At 52.6% G+C, this 18,307-nt stretch carries 17 protein-coding genes; 4 read left to right on the top strand and 13 right to left on the bottom strand.

Features of this window, described 5'->3' with window-relative positions:
- Positions 1-6 precede the first annotated feature (6 nt).
- The gene (locus DXU84_RS13175; protein WP_013573835.1) at positions 7-309 is read left to right on the top strand and encodes a GIY-YIG nuclease family protein; all 303 of its coding nucleotides are present in this window, start codon (positions 7-9) and stop codon (positions 307-309) included.
- Positions 310-349: 40 nt separating this feature from the next.
- On the opposite strand, the gene DXU84_RS13170 is transcribed toward DXU84_RS13175, so the two are convergent.
- Both DXU84_RS13170 and DXU84_RS13165 read right to left on the bottom strand, forming a co-directional pair.
- Positions 350-853: a GNAT family N-acetyltransferase gene (locus DXU84_RS13170; protein ID WP_013573834.1), complete on the bottom strand. Its 504-nt coding sequence runs from the start codon at positions 851-853 to the stop codon at positions 350-352.
- Entirely contained in the window at positions 847-1,368 is a 522-nt protein-coding gene (locus DXU84_RS13165; RefSeq protein WP_013573833.1) for an SCP2 domain-containing protein, read from the bottom strand. Before DXU84_RS13165 ends, DXU84_RS13170 begins: the two co-directional genes overlap by 7 nt.
- 315 nt (positions 1,369-1,683) lie before the next feature.
- Between DXU84_RS13165 and DXU84_RS13160 the strand changes: the two genes are divergently transcribed.
- Together DXU84_RS13160 and DXU84_RS13155 are read left to right on the top strand one after the other, a co-directional pair.
- Entirely contained in the window at positions 1,684-2,679 is a 996-nt protein-coding gene (locus DXU84_RS13160; protein ID WP_013573832.1) for a peptidase U32 family protein, read from the top strand.
- A gap of 14 nt (positions 2,680-2,693) precedes the next feature.
- Entirely contained in the window at positions 2,694-3,572 is an 879-nt protein-coding gene (locus DXU84_RS13155) for a U32 family peptidase (protein ID WP_013573831.1), read from the top strand.
- A gap of 54 nt (positions 3,573-3,626) precedes the next feature.
- Here the strand turns inward: DXU84_RS13155 and DXU84_RS13150 are convergent, their stop codons facing one another.
- Genes DXU84_RS13150 through DXU84_RS13140 form a run of 3 tightly spaced genes read right to left on the bottom strand, consistent with a single transcriptional unit; the run spans position 3,627 to position 6,930 of the window.
- Entirely contained in the window at positions 3,627-4,790 is a 1,164-nt protein-coding gene (locus tag DXU84_RS13150; protein ID WP_013573830.1) for an ABC transporter permease, read from the bottom strand.
- Positions 4,787-5,959 (bottom strand): ABC transporter permease, encoded by a 1,173-nt coding sequence (locus tag DXU84_RS13145; RefSeq protein WP_370461774.1) that lies wholly within the window; start codon positions 5,957-5,959, stop codon positions 4,787-4,789. The genes DXU84_RS13150 and DXU84_RS13145 overlap by 4 nt, the downstream gene beginning before the upstream one ends.
- Positions 5,956-6,930: an HlyD family secretion protein gene (locus DXU84_RS13140; RefSeq protein WP_013573828.1), complete on the bottom strand. Its 975-nt coding sequence runs from the start codon at positions 6,928-6,930 to the stop codon at positions 5,956-5,958. The genes DXU84_RS13145 and DXU84_RS13140 overlap by 4 nt, the downstream gene beginning before the upstream one ends.
- A gap of 217 nt (positions 6,931-7,147) precedes the next feature.
- Between DXU84_RS13140 and DXU84_RS13135 the strand changes: the two genes are divergently transcribed.
- Complete coding sequence (locus DXU84_RS13135) at positions 7,148-8,173, top strand: luciferase-like monooxygenase (RefSeq protein WP_013573827.1); 1,026 nt, start codon at positions 7,148-7,150, stop codon at positions 8,171-8,173.
- Positions 8,174-8,259: 86 nt separating this feature from the next.
- Here DXU84_RS13135 and DXU84_RS13130 read toward each other — a convergent pair whose 3' ends face one another.
- From DXU84_RS13130 to infB, 8 genes are all read right to left on the bottom strand, one after another.
- The gene (locus tag DXU84_RS13130; protein ID WP_013573826.1) at positions 8,260-10,182 is read right to left on the bottom strand and encodes a DEAD/DEAH family ATP-dependent RNA helicase; all 1,923 of its coding nucleotides are present in this window, start codon (positions 10,180-10,182) and stop codon (positions 8,260-8,262) included.
- The gene (yrbN, locus tag DXU84_RS25390; RefSeq protein ID WP_223499600.1) at positions 10,172-10,246 is read right to left on the bottom strand and encodes a protein YrbN; all 75 of its coding nucleotides are present in this window, start codon (positions 10,244-10,246) and stop codon (positions 10,172-10,174) included. Before yrbN ends, DXU84_RS13130 begins: the two co-directional genes overlap by 11 nt.
- Before the next feature lie 120 nt (positions 10,247-10,366).
- Positions 10,367-11,251 (bottom strand): lipoprotein NlpI, encoded by an 885-nt coding sequence (nlpI, locus tag DXU84_RS13120; protein ID WP_014333708.1) that lies wholly within the window; start codon positions 11,249-11,251, stop codon positions 10,367-10,369.
- A gap of 129 nt (positions 11,252-11,380) precedes the next feature.
- Positions 11,381-13,504 (bottom strand): polyribonucleotide nucleotidyltransferase, encoded by a 2,124-nt coding sequence (gene pnp, locus DXU84_RS13115; protein ID WP_013573824.1) that lies wholly within the window; start codon positions 13,502-13,504, stop codon positions 11,381-11,383.
- Positions 13,505-13,777: 273 nt separating this feature from the next.
- Positions 13,778-14,047 carry a 30S ribosomal protein S15 gene (rpsO, locus tag DXU84_RS13110; protein WP_013573823.1) on the bottom strand — a complete coding sequence of 90 codons (270 nt, stop codon included), beginning with the start codon at positions 14,045-14,047 and terminating at the stop codon, positions 13,778-13,780.
- A gap of 122 nt (positions 14,048-14,169) precedes the next feature.
- The gene (gene truB / locus DXU84_RS13105) at positions 14,170-15,114 is read right to left on the bottom strand and encodes a tRNA pseudouridine(55) synthase TruB (RefSeq protein ID WP_013573822.1); all 945 of its coding nucleotides are present in this window, start codon (positions 15,112-15,114) and stop codon (positions 14,170-14,172) included.
- On the bottom strand, positions 15,114-15,527 hold the full coding sequence (rbfA, locus tag DXU84_RS13100; RefSeq protein WP_014333704.1) for a 30S ribosome-binding factor RbfA: 414 nt from the start codon (positions 15,525-15,527) through the stop codon (positions 15,114-15,116). Before rbfA ends, truB begins: the two co-directional genes overlap by 1 nt.
- A 79-nt stretch (positions 15,528-15,606) precedes the next feature.
- Complete coding sequence (infB, locus tag DXU84_RS13095) at positions 15,607-18,300, bottom strand: translation initiation factor IF-2 (RefSeq protein WP_013573820.1); 2,694 nt, start codon at positions 18,298-18,300, stop codon at positions 15,607-15,609.
- Between the last annotated feature and the right edge of the window lie 7 nt (positions 18,301-18,307).

Raw genomic sequence — 18,307 nt, 5'->3', positions numbered from 1 at the left:
GAGCTTATGCCCACCGCCGCCAACTGGTTTTTATATATGCTGAGAACCCCCACAGGGATGTTGTATACCGGCATCACGACAGACGTGCAGCGGCGTCTCGGCCAGCATCAGTCGGGTAAAGGGGCGAAATCGTTGCGTGGAAAAGGGGAATTACAGCTGGCATTCCAGTGCCCTGCGGGTGACCGCTCGCTGGCATCAAAGCTGGAAATAAAAGTCAAAAAACTGAGTAAGGCACAGAAAGAGCTGCTGGTGAGAAACGCGCCGGAATGCCTGGAAAATTATCTGGGATTAGCGGAAAGCGGGAAATAAAAAAGGCCGGAAAACCGGCCTTTACTGCCTCTGAGTAAAATCAGAAACGGTTAAATGCTGAAGGGAAAACCACTTCCCCGCTGGCGTCAGACAGCGCATCGTCTGATAAGGTGAACAACTGGAACGCCGCTTCGGTACCAATCCAGCGGCAATGCAGCCCGTGAACGGCGGCAGGTTTAAAACCGAAACGGTTGTAATAGGCGGGATCACCCAATACCACGACGGCGGCGTAACCAAATTCATTCAGGGAATCTAACCCTTCGTATACCAGTTTTTCACCCAGCCCCTGCCCCCGCAGAGATTGCTCTACCACCAGCGGTGCCAGCGCGACCCAGTTGCGATCTTCGCCCTGGATATCCACCGGACAGAACGCCACATAACCGACCACGCCACCTTCATCGTCGGTCGCGACCACGCCAAGCGTCAGGAGACCATCTTCGCGCAATTCCTGCACCAGATCAGCCTCAGCGCCGGTCGGGAATGAGGCGCGCAGCAGACGGTCTATGCCCGCAGCATCGACCGGAATTTCAGTACGGATTAACATGGCTCAGCTACCGGAGTTTTTGACCCGCGGTCCTCCTGCAGTCCCGCTTCGACGAAATCGGCCAGACGCAGCAGACCGTTTTTCAGCAACAGCGGCATGGTATCGAGATCGATAGAATCCATCAGATTTTTCACATACAGACCGAGCTCGGTGTCACCTTCAATGCGCAGACGTCGCTGGAAGAAAAGCGTATCCGGGTCTTCTTTGCGTGCGGCGATCAGGATCAGGTCGTTGGCGCTTCCGCTAAAGCTGACATCCGCCTCGCCGTGTTCAGCGATCACCAGCTTGCCTTCGTCCACCGACATCAGCCAGCTCAGATTCAGATCGCTGACATCAATTTTCAGCCATCGACCTTCGAGGAAATCCAGTTCGCCATCAGCCAGCGCCTGACGAAGCTGCCAGCTCAGCACCTGTTGCACAACCTGACGCTGCAACGCAAACGGCGTAAATTTCAAAGGCACACTCAACAGGGATGGGCCCTGGCGGACCAAACGTGCACGTAGTTTTTGCAACACTGGCACTACTCCTTTCGGTAACTTTTCGGCAAGTTTTAAGGCAGTTATACGGCCTATTTTGACACATTGCCGGGAACGTTCAGCGGTCTACATCAATAAATACTGCAACAGAAAAACGCCACGTACAACCTCCCCGACGGCGGTAAGCCCTTCAACGCCGCAGAAACTGCCTCAAATCAAAATATTGCATCCCTGCCTTCTCTAAAATAGTTCACCAATCAAAGCCCTGACTGATGAATGAATGACGTCGGCAACTGGCTTTTCATCACCCCCAACTTTTCAGCTTTGGCTGACCGGTTGCAGTAAGGAACGAGAATGGAGCTACTTTGCCCGGCAGGAAATTTACCTGCGCTGAAAGCGGCAATCGACAATGGCGCTGATGCGGTTTATATCGGCCTGAAAGATGACACCAATGCGCGCCATTTCGCCGGCCTGAATTTTACGGAAAAAAAGCTGCAGGAAGCCGCCAGTTATGTTCACCGCCACCGCCGTAAACTGCATATCGCCATCAATACGTTTGCACATCCTGACGGCTATCAGCGCTGGGAACGCGCGGTGGATATGGCGGCACAACTCGGCGCTGATGCGCTGATTCTGGCAGATCTGGCGATGCTGGATTACGCGGCGAATAAATATCCCCACGTTGAGCGCCATGTGTCGGTGCAGGCTTCGGCCACCAATGACGAAGCCATTCGTTTTTATAAACGCAACTTTGATGTCGCCCGAGTGGTATTGCCGCGTGTGCTTTCCATGCATCAGGTGCGTCAGCTTTCCCGTACTACCGTTGTGCCGCTGGAAGTGTTCGCGTTCGGCAGTTTGTGCATTATGGCCGAAGGCCGCTGCTATCTTTCGTCTTATCTGACCGGTGAATCGCCAAATACCGTCGGTGCCTGTTCTCCGGCGCGGTTCGTGCGCTGGCAACAGACCGCACAGGGCATGGAATCACGGCTGAATGATGTCCTGATCGACCGTTATGAAGAAGGTGAAAACGCCGGTTATCCGACGCTGTGCAAAGGTCGTTATCTGGTGGATGGCGCGAAATACCATGCGCTGGAAGAACCAACCAGCCTGAATACGCTGGAATTATTACCGGAACTGTTCGCCGCGAATATTGCCTCGGTGAAAATTGAAGGACGCCAGCGCAGCCCGGCGTACGTCAGCCAGGTCGCGCGCGTATGGCGTGCGGCCATCGACCGCTGTATGGCCGATCCGCAAAACTTCAAAACCGATGAAGCCTGGATGAACACGCTGGGTTCCATGTCTGAGGGCACACAAACGACGCTCGGTGCCTATCACCGCAAGTGGCAGTAACTGAAGAGACGATGATGAAATATTCTTTAGGCACCATCCTTTATTACTGGCCGAAAGCACAGGTTGAAGATTTTTATCAGGCCGCGGCGGCCAGCAGCGCGGATGTGATTTACCTCGGCGAAAATGTATGTACCAAACGCCGTGAAATGAAAGTGAACGACTGGCTGGAGATCGCCCGTCAGCTGGCAGCAACCGGCAAACAGGTGGTGATTTCCACGCTGGCGTTGTTACAGGCACCGTCCGAGCTTAACGAACTGAAACGTTATGTGGAGAATGGCGAGTTTTTGCTGGAAGCCAATGATTTCGGCGCGGTGAATATGGCGGCTGAGCGTAACCTGCCGTTTGTCGTCGGCCATGCGCTGAACTGCTATAACGCGGTCACGCTGAAAATCCTGCAAAAACAGGGCATGGTGCGCTGGTGTATGCCGGTCGAGCTTTCCCGCGACTGGCTGGTGAACCTGCTGAACCAGTGTCAGGATCTGGGCATCCGCGATAAGTTTGAAGTGGAAGTGTTGTCCTACGGACATCTGCCGCTGGCGTATTCGGCGCGCTGTTTTACCGCACGCTCAGAAAACCGGGCGAAGGATGAGTGTGAAACCTGCTGCATCAATTATCCGCAGGGCCGCAAAATGCTGTCTCAGGAAAATCAGCAGGTGTTCGTGCTCAACGGCATTCAGACGCAGAGCGGGTATTGCTATAACCTCGGCAATGAACTGACGTCGATGCAGGGACTGGTGGATATTGTGCGTCTGTCGCCGGAAACCATCGGCACGCTCGCCACACTCGAAGCGTTTCGTACTAACGAACGTGGTCTGCATCCGCTGACGCTCACCGATAAAGCCGACTGTAACGGCTACTGGCAGCGCGTCGCCGGGCTGGAACTGCGTCAGTAACCGCATGCAGACAAAATTAAAAAGGGATATGACGTTACGGTCATATCCCTTTTTTTATGCGCGGGGATGCTTCGGCCGGAACATCGCGCGCAGCCGGACACCATCGCGCAGCATGCCCACGGCAATGCCGATGAATGTGTAAAACACGCAGAGGATCAGCAGCATCATAATGTCACCGCCGACATCCTTAAACGGCAATCCCATCTGATTCACACCGGCAATCGCTTTAGTCGCCCACGTTGAAGGGAGCATCGAAGAAATGGCCCGAACCCACGCTGGCATCGCCTGCAACGGCCAGATGGTACCGGAAATATAGAACACCGGCGTGGTCAGGAAGGCCAGCGTCAGGTAAATCAGCTCCACGCTGCGCAGGCATTCCGTCACCAGTTTTCCTAAGCCCAGAACCGCCAGCAGGAACGGGAAGGTCAGCAGCAAAATTTCAGGAATGGTGGCCGTTTGCCGGTAACCCAATACCCACGGCCACAGCACAAACAATACGATCGACAGAAACAGCCAGACCGGGATCAGCGCCGAAATCCCCCCCAGAAAAGCCGGGATCGAAGGTTTCCCGGCAGGCCCGCTATTGAGCACAATACTGACACGCACGCTGGCGATCAGCAGCGAGTGCTGCAATAACATCACCAGCAAGCCGGGGAAAATAATCGCGGCAAAACTGATGCCAGGGTTAAACACATCAAGCGACTGGCCGAGGATCGGGGAAAGCACCACGCTGGCCTGACGCTCACTGAAACCGTTACTGAGCAGCAAATCCGTATTGTACTGCGTGAGGATCGACTGATACGCCGCGAGCACATCCTGCTGGATTTGCCCGTTTGCCAGCCGGTTAGTCGCATCGCCATACACCGGGATCACGATGTTTTGTCCGGCGAGGATCTTCTTCTCCAGATCGACCGGCATGATGATCACCGCGAACAGTTTTCGCAGCGCCAGATCGTGTTCCGCTTCCGCCAGATTGTCATAAGCGACAGTGGCAATTTTCGATCCCGCATCAAGCTGACGGGCCAGCATGCGACTGGCGGTGCTGTGATCCTGGTCGATCACCGCGACGGGCAAATCCCACACCGTACGGTTGGCATACACCAGACTCATCACGCACAGTGAAAGCAGCAACATCATCCACATCGGTTTATCGAGCAAACCGGTGAGCACTTTACCGAAGGTTTTCCACCAGGTTTTAACCCATTCGCGACCGGTCATTGTCCTGGCTCCTGTTGTTTCATCCGCATATACAGGCGTTTACGTACCAGCAAACTGGTCAGCAGCGGATAGATCAGCAGGATGCAGCACACCATCAGGATGCCGCGCACCGACACTTCGCGCAGGAAAACGTCAAACATGGCGGCCAGTGCGTAACTCAGGGGTTCGATGCCGGAGATAATACGGGCGGGCAGTGGCATCGACAGTACCGGTACCGCCATTCCCGAGAATGTCAGCGCGATACTGACGAAAATCCCCATCATGGTGTAAGCCGTGATCGTGGTTTTGGTGAAGGTGAAAAGCAGCAATCCAAGACTTTGTGCGGCGATCACATAGAAAAAACCGATCAGCAGCATGTATAAGGGATTACCGCTGACACGTGCGTCAAAGAATCCGACCAGCATAGCGATTTCCACCATCAGCAAAGTGGTGAAACACAACGTATACGGTGCGAGTTTACCGAGCAATGCCAGAGTGAAAGAAGGCGCGCTGAGTAAGGCCTGACTGCGCGCCATCACGTAGATCATGCAGGTTACTGTAAACAATTGCAGCAGGTGAATGGTCGCGGCAAATTGCTGGTAATAGATGTAGCTGCCGCTGGCGTTAAATAAGCTGCCATAAGAGACATCGACGCTTGCCAGCGACGGCAGCGTTTTGCCCATTTCTGTCGCAATAATTGAACGGTAACGGGTGTTAAGTTCGGTGATCAGTCCGCTGAAATCCTGAGTGGAGTACAGTCCGGCACCATAGAATAAAGCGTTGTAATAGAGCACCGCGCTGGGCTGTTTTCCAGCCAGCACGCCGGCTTCAAAGTCGTTGGGAATATACAAAAGCGCGTAATCCTGCGCGGTACGCAGACGGTATTCCGCTTCCGGTAAGCCCCCCCCGAAAGCCTGCACGTGCGCATGGGAACCGGCGTCCAGTTTGCGGACCAGCGTTTTGGGCAGCGGGCTGTGATCGTTGTCGACCACAGAAACCGGTAAATCCAGCAAAGTGCCTTCCGAAAAGTTGCTGCTGATGAGCCCGAAAAGCAGCAAAGGGAAAATCCAGCACAACCAGTGAATCACCGGCTTGCGGAAAGCGTGCCGGGTCTCGCGGGTAAAAGCCCGACTGAAACAACGCCATGCGGCTTTTACCCTTTCACTGCGCGGCGCTTTAACCGGTCTCACTTAGCTTTCCATTGCCACAACGCGCTCATGCCCTGTCGTAATCCGGGCACCGGTTTCGCAGGGTACAGACGCACTTCAAAGGTTTTTAAATCAAAGTCGCCGGTCGCACGCGTGGCACGTTTGGTCGCATAATCGCCGAGCGGTGCAATGTAGCGCACTTCAGCTTCGATCATCTGGTTATTCAGCGCCGGAACGCGCATCTGGACTTTATCGCCTTTACGCACGCCCGCCAGAATATCTTCCCGCAGGTTAAACACGAAATACGCATCAGGCAGACGAACTAACGTCAGTAACGGACTCGAGGCATTTTGCAGCTCGCCGACTTCCACGGGAACTGGCCCGACTTCACCATCAACCGGTGCTTTAACCTGCAAATCATCGGTTTGCGCTTTCACTTCCAGCAGATCTTCTTCCGCCTGACGCAACTGGGCGGCATAGCTTTCGCGTTGCTCAACGCGGTCGCCGTTGACGCCTTCATCCAGATTAGCTTTGGCGACTAATACCTGCTGATAAGCACTGTCGCGGGCACGGCGGGAATCTTCTAAATCAGAAGCAGAAATAAAGCCTTTGGTCGCCACTTGGGCATTACGGTTATAAAGATCACGTGCATTAATGTATTCCGCCTGCGACTGCGCCAGCGAGGCTTTCAGGTTACGGATACTTTCTTCACGGGTGCCGTTAACGGAAAGATCAAGCTGGGCTTTTGCCTGATCGCGCGCCGCTTCGGCCGCGCGCAACTGCGCCATCAGCTCGGGGCTGTCGAGGGTGATCAATAGCTGCCCGGCTTTGACATCGTCGCCGCGTTCCACATGGCGTTCTATGACGCGGCCCTTAGCTTTCGACGCCACAATCACTTCCGGCGCGTCAACTTCGCCCTGTAACAAGAGATCCTGATTGTGCGCCCGAAACAGCACCGCCAGAGAAACCGCAACGGCGACCAGCAGGAGGGTCAATAAAATTCGTTTACTCATCGGTGCGACACCCTTTTTGTTTGCCCGTTTTTAACACAAAACAACATATTTACTGAAATGATAGTTTAAGTTATTTCAATCTGATTTTAGGATGTTTAAACGGCATTTAAGAGCACAAATGCCGTATTCAATACGTCAGCATTGGGTAATACTCGTTCTAATTATGAGCGGAGTGAATACTTTCTCCCCTCACCTCCATTAAGAGTGAGCTGCGATTATGTCTGATAAAAACACCGTTCCCCTTTCCGTTCTCGATCTGGCACCGGTTCCGCAAGGCGCGGATCCTGCCCGCGCATTCCAGTGTTCACTGGATCTGGCACAGCATGCCGAGAAATGGGGCTACCAGCGTTACTGGATGGCAGAGCACCACAATATGACCGGCATCGCCAGTGCGGCAACCTCTGTGCTGCTGGGGTATATCGCGGGTGGGACGAAAACGATTCGTGTGGGTTCCGGCGGCGTGATGCTACCAAACCACTCACCGCTGGTGATTGCAGAACAGTTCGGTACGCTCGCCACGCTCTATCCGAACCGTGTGGATCTGGGGCTGGGCCGTGCGCCGGGTACCGATCAGCGCACCATGATTGCCCTGCGCCGCCATCTTTCCGGTGAAATCGATAACTTCCCGCAGGATGTGCAGGAATTGCAGATGTACTTCGGTGATGTTCAGCCTCAGCAGCCGGTTCAGGCCGTGCCCGGCCAGGGTTTGCATGTGCCGATCTGGTTACTCGGCTCCAGCCTGTACAGCGCTCAACTGGCGGCGGCCCTCGGCCTGCCATTTGCCTTCGCCTCACATTTCGCACCAGACATGCTGTATCAGGCGTTAGCGATTTACCGCAGCAAGTTCCAGCCTTCCGCGCAGCTTGAGAAACCGCACGCAATGGTCTGTATCAATGCCATTGCTGCCGATACGGATGAAGAAGCGCGCCGGATGTTCACCTCTAATCAGCAGCAGTTCATCAATTTGCGTCGCGGCATGCCGGGCAAACTGCCTGCGCCGGTCGATAACATCGAAAGCTTATGGTCCGCTCAGGAACGTTTTGGCGTGGATAACGCGCTGCGTATGTCGGTGGTCGGCAATAAAGAAACGGTGCGTCAGGGTCTGCAAAATATTCTGCGTGAAACCGAAGCCGATGAACTGATGATCAACGGCCAGATTTTTGATCATCAGGCACGCCTGCATTCATTCGAGATTGTTTCACAGCTTCAAGGTGAACTGGTTAAAGCGCAGCGTATTGGCTAACCGGCCCCGTAAATTGCAGACGAAAAAAAACCAGCCTGATGAAGGCTGGTTTTTTATTATCTTAAGATCAGCGAACTGAAATCAGATTATGCGTCAGAAGTACGACGTGGTGCGCGGCTTGGCGGACGACGGTCACCTGCGGCTGAAGCGCCTTCACGACGGTCACCACTGAAAGTACGTGGAGCACCAGTACCACGGGCACCTTCACGACGTTCACCGTTGAACGGACGCGGAGCACCGTTACCACGACGCTCACCGCCAGCACCGGCCGGACGATCACGACGTGGAGCCTGTGGCACCGCATCACCGATCAACTGCATGTTCATCGGTTTATTCAGGATACGTGTACGGGTGAAGTGAGACAGGATCTCGCCCGGCATACCTTTCGGCAATTCGATAGTAGAGTGCGTACCGAACAGCTTGATGTTACCGATGTAACGGCTGCTGATGTCGCCTTCGTTAGCGATAGCGCCAACGATGTGACGAACTTCAACGCCATCGTCACGACCCACTTCGATGCGATACAGTTCCATTTCGCCAGCGTCACGACGCTCACGACGTGGGCTGTCGCCATCACGTGCAGGACGATCATTGCTACGTACCGGACGGTCACGACGATCGCCACGATCACCGCGGTCACCACGTTCCTCGAATTCACGACGTGGTGGACGGCTTTTGAAGACCGGATCCGCTGCAACGATCAAAGGACGTTCGCCCTGTGCCATTTTCAACAGTGCCGCCGCCAGTGTTTCAACGTCCAGCTCTTCTGCAGGTTGCAGTTTCGCCAGCAGCGCACGGTATTGATCCAGATCGCTGCTTTCCAGTTGTTGCTGAACTTTCGCTGCAAACTTAGCCAGACGACGTTCGCCCAGAACTTCTGCAGTTGGGATTTCAACTTCTGGAATGGTCAGCTTCATGGTGCGTTCAATGTTACGCAGCAAACGACGTTCACGGTTCTCAACGAACAGCAGTGCGCGACCCGCACGGCCAGCACGGCCGGTACGACCGATACGGTGAACGTAAGATTCTGAGTCCATCGGGATGTCGTAGTTAACAACCAGGCTGATACGTTCTACATCGAGACCACGTGCTGCCACGTCGGTTGCGATCAAAATGTCCAGACGGCCATCTTTCAGACGTTCCAGAGTCTGCTCGCGCAGTGCCTGGTTCATGTCACCGTTCAGTGCAGCACTGCTGTAGCCACTGCGTTCCAGCGCTTCAGCCACTTCCAGCGTTGCGTTTTTGGTACGAACGAAGATGATCGCCGCATCAAAATCTTCTGCTTCCAGGAAACGCACCAGCGCTTCGTTTTTGCGCAGACCGTAGACAGACCAGTAGCTCTGGCTGATGTCAGGACGCGTGGTCACGCTTGACTGGATACGCACTTCCTGAGGATCTTTCATGAAGCGACGGGTAATGCGACGGATAGCTTCTGGCATAGTTGCAGAGAACAACGCGGTCTGATGTTCAGCCGGGATCTGCGCCATGATAGTTTCGACGTCTTCGATGAAGCCCATACGCAGCATTTCATCAGCTTCGTCCAGCACCAGGCCACTCAGGTTAGAGAGGTTCAGGGTGCCGCGTTTCAGGTGGTCCAGCAGGCGGCCCGGTGTACCCACAACAACTTGTGGTCCCTGACGCAGTGCGCGCAACTGGACGTCATAGCGCTGGCCGCCATAAAGGGCAACCACATTCACGCCATGCATGTGTTTAGAGAAATCAGTCATTGCTTCAGCAACCTGAACCGCCAGTTCGCGGGTAGGTGCCAGAACAAGAATTTGTGGTGCTTTCAGTGAAGCATCAATATTGTGCAGCAGCGGTAAAGAGAATGCGGCTGTTTTACCGGAACCTGTCTGAGCCATACCCAGAACGTCGCGGCCACTTAACAGGTGAGGAATACACTCAGCCTGGATTGGTGAAGGTTTTTCGTAGCCCAAATCAGTAAGGGCAGAAATGATCGGAGCAGACAGCCCCAGGTCAGCAAAAGAGGTTTCAAGCTCAGTAGTCATGTACACGTGCCTCATTAATAATGGCAGCCAGTCTACATAACTCGTCGAGAAAATTTTCAGTCATTTTCATTGAAAAGTGTGAACCGGCTCAAATTAGATTATAAAACGAACAAAGCAACCCTCGCCCGTTAAGGCGCTTAAAAATGGTAAATACCATGATTAAAAGGCTGATTGGTGTCGTCAGCTATTGCTGGTCCGATTCTGATAGGTCGTCTTGCTCATGGCCCAAAAGTGCCAATTCCAACAATGCATAGCGGTGCTCAACAAAGTTATGGACGTTGTTAGCTACCGTCAGTTTGAACAGTGCCGCGGCGCTGTTCTTGTCCCCCAGACTTAGGTAATGTTTACCTAAATAGAAGTCAGTTTCACTGAGATGCTCAGCGAGCGAAGTGTTATCCGTTGCTTCTGCCTTGAGGCGTTCCATCAGCGTAGATTCGCTGATTTTGCCCAGGTAGAATTCGACGATATTCCATCCCCATTGCCCTCTGTCCGCTTTGTCATAACGCTGTTGAAGCGCTACGTCGGCATTCTTTGGATTGATTTCTCGCTCCGCAAGATAAAGCCATAACGAACGGAAGGGATCATTTGGATCGTCTCGATAAAACGCCTGCAGATCATCCTGCGCTAACGAGAATCGGCCACCGTAATACAGGGCGATACCTCGGTTCAAACGCGCGTAGTTGTAAGTTGGATCAAGCTCTAGTACAGAATCAAACGCTTCATAGGCAGCATCGAAATTGCCTGCCTGCGTTAGGTAAATCCCCAGGTAGTTAAAAACTTCTGGCATATCAGGACGAATAGACAGCGCTTGTGAAAAATCATTTCGCGCCAGTGCTCTTAGCCCGAGACTATCATACAGCACACCGCGCTCATATAATAGCTGTGCTCTCTCATCATCGGTTAATGACCGACTGGCAAGTATTTGTTCCATGCGTGCCAGGATGACTTCCTGCTGCAACGTCGGCTGCAACGGAATCGCCAGAACTTCATTTTTACGCCAATCATGGTTGCTGCATCCTGCCAACATAAGTGCTGTCGCAACATAACACCAGCGCAAGAAAGGCTTCATTTCTACTCCCGGAGACAAACATTGGATGAACATCCTGTCATCCGCTTGCTTAACACAAACGCGTCCTGCGTCCGTGAGACGAACAGCTCCTTCCCAAATGGAAAGGAGCTGTAAAACTTCTGTTACAGATTATTCTGCTGCAGGTTGCTCAGTTGTTTCGTCCTGAGAAGGTGCGGTAGCTTCTTTGATGCTCAGACGCACACGACCCTGACGGTCAACTTCGAGAACTTTAACCGGAACTTCCTGGCCCATCTGCAGGTAATCAGTCACTTTCTCTACACGCTTGTCAGCGATTTGAGAAATATGCACCAGACCTTCTTTACCGCCGCCGATGGCAACAAATGCGCCAAAGTCTACGATACGGGTCACTTTACCCTGATAGATACGGCCAACTTCGATTTCAGCAGTGATCTCTTCGATACGACGAATAGCGTATTTCGCTTTCTCGCCATCGGTGGCTGCGATTTTCACAGTACCGTCATCTTCGATTTCGATCGTGGTGCCGGTTTCTTCGGTCAGCGCACGAATCACAGAACCACCTTTACCGATCACGTCCTTGATTTTGTCCGGGCTGATCTTGATGGTGTGGATACGCGGAGCAAACTGAGAGATATCGCCACGTGGAATGCTGATAGCTTGTTCCATCACGCCCAGAATGTGCAGACGTGCACCCTTAGCCTGATTCAGAGCCACCTGCATGATTTCGCGGGTGATACCTTCGATTTTAATGTCCATTTGCAGCGCGGTGATACCGTCGCGGCTACCGGCCACTTTAAAGTCCATGTCGCCCAGATGATCTTCGTCACCCAGAATGTCGGACAGAACGATAAAGCTTTCGCCTTCTTTAACCAGACCCATTGCGATACCCGCAACAGCGGCTTTAATCGGAACACCTGCGTCCATCAGGGCCAGAGATGCGCCACAAACAGAAGCCATTGAAGATGAACCGTTGGATTCAGTGATTTCAGAAACCACACGTACGGTGTACGGGAAGTCTTCTGGTTTTGGCATCATCGCCAGCACGCCACGTTTAGCAAGACGGCCATGGCCAATCTCACGACGTTTTGGCGAACCCACCATCCCAGTTTCACCTACTGAGTACGGAGGGAAGTTGTAATGGAACAGGAAGCTGTCAGTTTTTTCGCCCATCAGCTCATCCAGGTTCTGTGCATCACGCGCAGTACCCAGAGTGGCAGTGACCAGCGCCTGAGTTTCGCCACGGGTGAACAAAGCAGAACCGTGAGTACGTGGCAGAACGCCAGTGCGCACGTCCAGACCACGGATCATGTCTTTTTCGCGACCATCAATACGCGGCTCGCCACGCAACACACGGCTACGAACCACATTCTTCTCGATGCTGCCCAGAATGTCAGAGATTTCACCAGCGTCCAGGGATTCGTCTTCAGCTTGCAGAGCCTGAACAACGTCAGCTTTGATCACATTAATCTGGTTGTAACGTTCTTGTTTCTCGGTGATCAGGTACGCATCACCCAGACGGGATTCAGACAAGGCAGCGACGCGAGCGTGCAGCTCTGCGTTAACCGCTTCTGGCTGCCAGTCCCATTTCGGCTTACCAACTTCAGCAACCAGTGAGTTGATGTTGTCGATAACGATTTGTTGTTGTTCGTGGCCGAATACCACTGCGCCCAGCATCTGATCTTCGCTCAACACTTCAGCTTCAGACTCAACCATCAGAACCGCGCCCTGAGTACCGGCAACAACCAGGTCCAGACGGCTTGTTTTCAGCTCATCTGCGGTTGGGTTCAGAACATACTGATCGTTGATGTAACCCACGCGTGCAGCACCGATCGGGCCATTGAATGGAATACCAGACAGGCTCAGGGCAGCAGACGCACCGATCATCGCAACAATGTCAGGGTTAACTTGTGGGTTCAGAGAAACGACCGTCGCGATAACCTGAACTTCATTCAGGAAAGAGTCCGGGAACAGCGGGCGAATCGGGCGGTCAATCAGACGTGAAGTCAGTGTTTCGCCTTCACTTGGACGGCCTTCGCGACGGAAGAAGCTACCCGGGATACGACCAGCAGCGTAAGTACGCTCCTGATAGTTAACAGTCAGCGGGAAGAAGCTCTGACCTGGTTTAGCTTTTTTCTGGCCAACAACGGTAACGAATACCGCGGTGTCGTCCATGCTAACCATAACAGCGGCAGTTGCCTGACGAGCCATCATGCCAGTTTCCAGCGTAACGGTGTGCTGGCCGTATTGGAATTTACGAATAGTCGGATTAAGCAATGTAATATCCTTTTTTGTGGCGCGCAGCTGTTATGACAGCAGTTCACGCCGATAAATATCCGAGCTTCTCACTACATTCTCGCGACTAATGACAATCCTTATATGCCTGACAAAGTGGCAATAAAGTCTCTCATTAGCCGCGCGAAAACATCTGTAACGGAAGTTCATGTTCTTAGAATAACAGTAGAAACCGCAGCCATACAGTACCCTGATTTGGCTGAGCTTCCTAGAATAAAGGGGCCTATTGGCCCCTTTACACTGAAACTCGCTTGATTAGCGACGCAGACCCAGACGTTCGATCAGGCCGGTGTAACGCGCTACATCTTTACGCTTCAGGTAGTCCAGCAGTTTACGACGCTGAGAAACCATACGCAGCAGACCACGACGGCTGTGGTGATCTTTTTTGTGTTCTGCAAAGTGACCTTGCAGATGGTTAATTTGAGCAGTCAGCAGAGCAACCTGAACTTCGGTAGAACCACTGTCGTTAGTGCCGCGACCGAAGTCGGAAACGATCTGAGCCTTAGCTTCAACGCTTAGAGACATAATCTTACTCCAAAATATTATAGATAATTAAACGGGTGCCGATCTCTAATTCAGCAACCCAATGCATAAGCTGCGCTATTCTACCCTTTGCTATATATGATCGCAAGGTGGGCAGAAAGCGCTTAGTCGGTGTATTCAACGACCAGACGACGTGGCGCAATGCGGCCATCATCATCAATTTCTCCTACACCGATAAACTTACGTTCTTCGCCTTCAGTGATGCGAACCATACCGCTGACGGGCGCACCAGATGCCTGAACAGGTTGACCCTGTTTGACATATCCGGCCACCACAGGCAACAGATTCACTTCCGGGAAATCTTCACATGCGCTATCCATCGGCAACAACAAAGGATCCAGCAGCAAGCGCGGCTCAATGCCCTGCTCTTCTGCCTGAGCGATCAGCTCATGGAGTTTTTCCATAGTGACCATTCGCTCTGAAGGATAAGTTGCCACCTGCAAACGACGCAGATAAGTCACGTGCGCACCACAGCCCAGTTTCTCACCAAGATCATCGACAATCGTGCGGATGTAAGTGCCTTTTGAGCAATGAATCTCCAGCTCAACATCAAAGCCTTCCCAGCGTATAAACTGCAATTCATACACGGTAATGCTGCGTGATTCTCGCGGGACTTCGATGCCCTGACGTGCATATTCGTACAGTTTTTTCCCTTCATATTTCAATGCTGAATACATGGAAGGAATTTGCTGAGTTTCTCCGCGGAAACTGTCGAGTGCGTCGTCCAGTTGCTGCTGAGTGAAAGTCATTTCACGTTCGGAAATGATGGCACCTTCGGCGTCTGACGTATCCGTACGTTGTCCCATGCGGGCAATCACGCGATAGCGTTTGTCAGAATCAAGCAGGAACCGGGAAAACTTGGTCGCTTCACCCAGGCACAGCGGCAACATACCGGTTGCTAAGGGATCGAGCGCACCGGTATGGCCTGCGCGGTTAGCGTTATAAAGGCGTTTAACCTTTTGCAGGGCATCGTTAGAAGACAAGCCTAAAGATTTGTCCAGTAGCAGAACGCCGTGTATGTCACGGCCGCGGCGACGTGGGCGACTCATTATGCTTCCTCGTCATCGCCTGCAGCTGAACGGCGTTCAGCATCGTTCTTCACGACATTGGTCACCAGATTGGACATACGCATACCTTCAACCAAAGAGTTGTCGTAAGCGAAAGTCAGTTCTGGTACGACACGTAAACGCATCGCTTTACCGATCAGGGTACGGATGAAACCTGACGCGTCCTGCAAAGCTTTGATGCCATTTTTGACACGATCAGGATCGTGATTGTCAGTCGTCAGCACGTCCAGGAAGGTGACGAACACTTTGGCATACGCCAGGTCGCGTGATACTTCTACGCCTGAAACTGTCGCCATGCCTACGCGCGGGTCTTTGACTTCACGCTGTAAGATGATGGCGATTTCTTTTTGCATCTCCTGGGAGACACGTTGAGTACGGCTAAATTCTTTTGCCATGATGCTTTTCTCCTCACTTGCTCCAGACAAATAAGGGGGCGCAAGGCCCCCCATCTGGATATCAGCTACTTCGCAAACGTTAAGCGATAGTACGTTTGATCTCGATGATTTCGAAGACTTCGATCACATCACCAGTACGCACATCGTTGTAGTTCTTAACGCCAATACCACATTCCATGCCGTTACGCACTTCAGCAACGTCATCTTTGAAGCGACGCAGGGATTCCAGTTCGCCTTCGTAGATCACCACGTTTTCACGCAGTACACGGATTGGGTTGTTACGCTTGATCATACCTTCAGTCACCATACAACCTGCGATAGCACCGAATTTAGGTGACTTGAACACGTCACGAACTTCAGCCAGGCCGATGATTTGCTGTTTGTATTCTGGCGCCAACATACCGCTCATCGCCTGTTTGACTTCGTCAATCAGGTTATAGATGACAGAGTAGTAACGCAGATCCAGGCTTTCGCTTTCTACGACGCGGCGGGCAGACGCATCTGCACGGACGTTGAAGCCCAGAATGATCGCGTTAGAAGCAGCGGCCAGTGTGGCATCAGTTTCAGTGATACCACCGACACCCATACCGACGATCTTAACTTTAACTTCGTCAGTAGAAAGGCTTTGCAATGCATCAGAAATCGCTTCACATGAACCCTGAACGTCTGACTTCAGAACAATGTTCAGTTCAGAAACTTCACCTTCAGTCATGTTCGCAAACATGTTTTCCAGTTTAGATTTCTGCTGGCGAGCCAGTTTAACTTCGCGGAATTTACCCTGACGATACAGAGCAACTTCACGGGCTTTTTTCTCATCACGTACAACGGTAACTTCATCCCCCGCAGCCGGTACACTGGACAGACCCAGTACTTCGACAGGGATAGAAGGACCCGCAGACGTAATATCACGCCCCATTTCGTCACGCATCGCACGGACACGGCCGTATTCAAAGCCACACAGAATGATGTCGCCTTTGTTCAGCGTACCTTCCTGAACCAGTACGGTAGCAACCGGGCCACGACCTTTGTCCAGGAAGGACTCGATCACAACGCCGCTTGCCATACCGGTGCGAACTGCTTTCAGTTCCAGAACTTCGGCTTGCAGCAAGATAGCTTGCAGCAAATCGTCAATACCGGTACCGACTTTCGCAGAAACGTGGATGAACTGAGATTCGCCGCCCCACTCTTCCGGCATAACGCCGTATTGAGACAGTTCGGTACGAACACGATCCGGATCAGCATCTGGCTTATCAATTTTGTTCACTGCAACCACGATTGGCACGCCAGCAGCTTTCGCATGCTGTACGGCCTCGATGGTTTGTGGCATCACGCCATCATCTGCAGAAACAACCAGTACAACGATATCCGTTGCCTGAGCACCACGAGCACGCATTGAGGTAAACGCGGCGTGTCCCGGAGTATCCAGGAAGGTGATCATGCCGTTTTCGGTTTCTACGTGGTAAGCACCGATATGCTGGGTAATACCACCGGCCTCGCCTGCTGCCACTTTCGTTGAACGAATGTAGTCAAGCAATGAGGTTTTACCGTGGTCAACGTGGCCCATGATGGTCACAACCGGAGCGCGTGGCTCAGCGGCTGCAGAAGCACCCGTGTCACGATCGCTCATCAGCGCTTCTTCCAGCTCGTTCTCACGACGCAGGATAACTTTATGACCCATTTCTTCTGCAACCAGTTGAGCAGTTTCCTGATCAATGACCTGGTTGATGGTGGCCATGGCGCCCAGTTTCATCATGGTTTTGATGACCTGAGAACCTTTAACTGCCATTTTGTTTGCCAGCTCAGCAACAGTAATGGTTTCACCCACTACAACATCACGGTTCACGGCAACAACAGGCTTGTTAAAGCTCTGCTGTAAGGTACTTGGCTTACGCTTACCTTTACCGTTACGGCCAACAGCACGGGCTTCTTCGCGATCCGCTTTAGATTCGGACAGCTTGTTGCCTTTTTTCTGTTTGGTCGCTTTGCCACCGCGAGTACGGCTGCGACGTTCGCCTTCAACTTTGGCGTCATTTTCGTCTTCAGCAGCACGAGCATGGGTAGAAGTGGTGACATGATAGTCAGCAGATTCTGATTCGCTTGGTGCAGTAGCTTCAGTCCAGACACCAGAGTCAGCCATTTTACGGGCCTCTTCTGCGATGCGCTTGGCGTTTTCTTCAATCTTACGCTGGGCTTCTTCTTCCGTTTTGCGTTTCAGCTCTGCGGCTTCAGCTTCACGGCGTGCTTTCTCTGCCTGAGCTGGTTTAGTTACTTCATCGGTATTTTGGTTGGTCACTTTATCTTTTTCCGCTGCATCACGCTTAGCTTTATCAGCGGCCTCACGTTTAGCTTGCTCTTCGGCGGCGCGTTTGGCTTTTTCCTGAGCTTCGCGCTGGGCTTGCTCCGCTGCTGCACGCTGTGCCTGTTCTTCCGCGTCACGCTTCGCCTGCTCTTCCGCTTCGGCCTGGGCAAGTTCTGCCTCGGTCATATCACGTTTAACATAAGTGCGTTTCTTGCGGACCTCGATTTGCACCGATTTACTCTTCCCGCCGGTGCTCGGAATATTCAGTGTACTACGCGTTTTGCGTTGTAACGTCAGTTTGTTTGACGCACCTGAATTTCCACCATTCAGATGCGACAATAAAGTTTCTTTTTCTTGCTGGGTCACAGAGTCAGCTTCGGACTTCGAGATCCCTGCATCAGCAAATTGCTGTACCAGGCGATCTACCGGAGTCTGAATCTCTGCCGCCAGCGATTTTACAGTTACATCTGTCATGCTGTTC

The organism is Rahnella sp. RcJ3, assembly GCF_009498575.1.
Taxonomy (GTDB): domain Bacteria; phylum Pseudomonadota; class Gammaproteobacteria; order Enterobacterales; family Enterobacteriaceae; genus Rahnella; species Rahnella aceris.
Note: the sequence above shows the minus strand (reverse complement) of the source record. Positions and strands in the feature narration are given on the sequence as shown.

Excerpts from the sequence above, each read along its gene's own strand:
- DXU84_RS13175 (WP_013573835.1), top strand. The coding sequence starts at position 7 with ATGCCCACCGCCGCCAACTGGTTTTTATATATGCTGAGAACCCCCACA.
- DXU84_RS13170 (WP_013573834.1), bottom strand. The coding sequence starts at position 853 with ATGTTAATCCGTACTGAAATTCCGGTCGATGCTGCGGGCATAGACCGT.
- DXU84_RS13160 (WP_013573832.1), top strand. The coding sequence starts at position 1,684 with ATGGAGCTACTTTGCCCGGCAGGAAATTTACCTGCGCTGAAAGCGGCA.
- DXU84_RS13155 (WP_013573831.1), top strand. The coding sequence starts at position 2,694 with ATGAAATATTCTTTAGGCACCATCCTTTATTACTGGCCGAAAGCACAG.
- DXU84_RS13150 (WP_013573830.1), bottom strand. The coding sequence starts at position 4,790 with ATGACCGGTCGCGAATGGGTTAAAACCTGGTGGAAAACCTTCGGTAAA.
- DXU84_RS13140 (WP_013573828.1), bottom strand. The coding sequence starts at position 6,930 with ATGAGTAAACGAATTTTATTGACCCTCCTGCTGGTCGCCGTTGCGGTT.
- DXU84_RS13135 (WP_013573827.1), top strand. The coding sequence starts at position 7,148 with ATGTCTGATAAAAACACCGTTCCCCTTTCCGTTCTCGATCTGGCACCG.
- DXU84_RS13130 (WP_013573826.1), bottom strand. The coding sequence starts at position 10,182 with ATGACTACTGAGCTTGAAACCTCTTTTGCTGACCTGGGGCTGTCTGCT.
- nlpI (WP_014333708.1), bottom strand. The coding sequence starts at position 11,251 with ATGAAGCCTTTCTTGCGCTGGTGTTATGTTGCGACAGCACTTATGTTG.
- rpsO (WP_013573823.1), bottom strand. The coding sequence starts at position 14,047 with ATGTCTCTAAGCGTTGAAGCTAAGGCTCAGATCGTTTCCGACTTCGGT.
- truB (WP_013573822.1), bottom strand. The coding sequence starts at position 15,114 with ATGAGTCGCCCACGTCGCCGCGGCCGTGACATACACGGCGTTCTGCTA.
- rbfA (WP_014333704.1), bottom strand. The coding sequence starts at position 15,527 with ATGGCAAAAGAATTTAGCCGTACTCAACGTGTCTCCCAGGAGATGCAA.
- infB (WP_013573820.1), bottom strand. The coding sequence starts at position 18,300 with ATGACAGATGTAACTGTAAAATCGCTGGCGGCAGAGATTCAGACTCCG.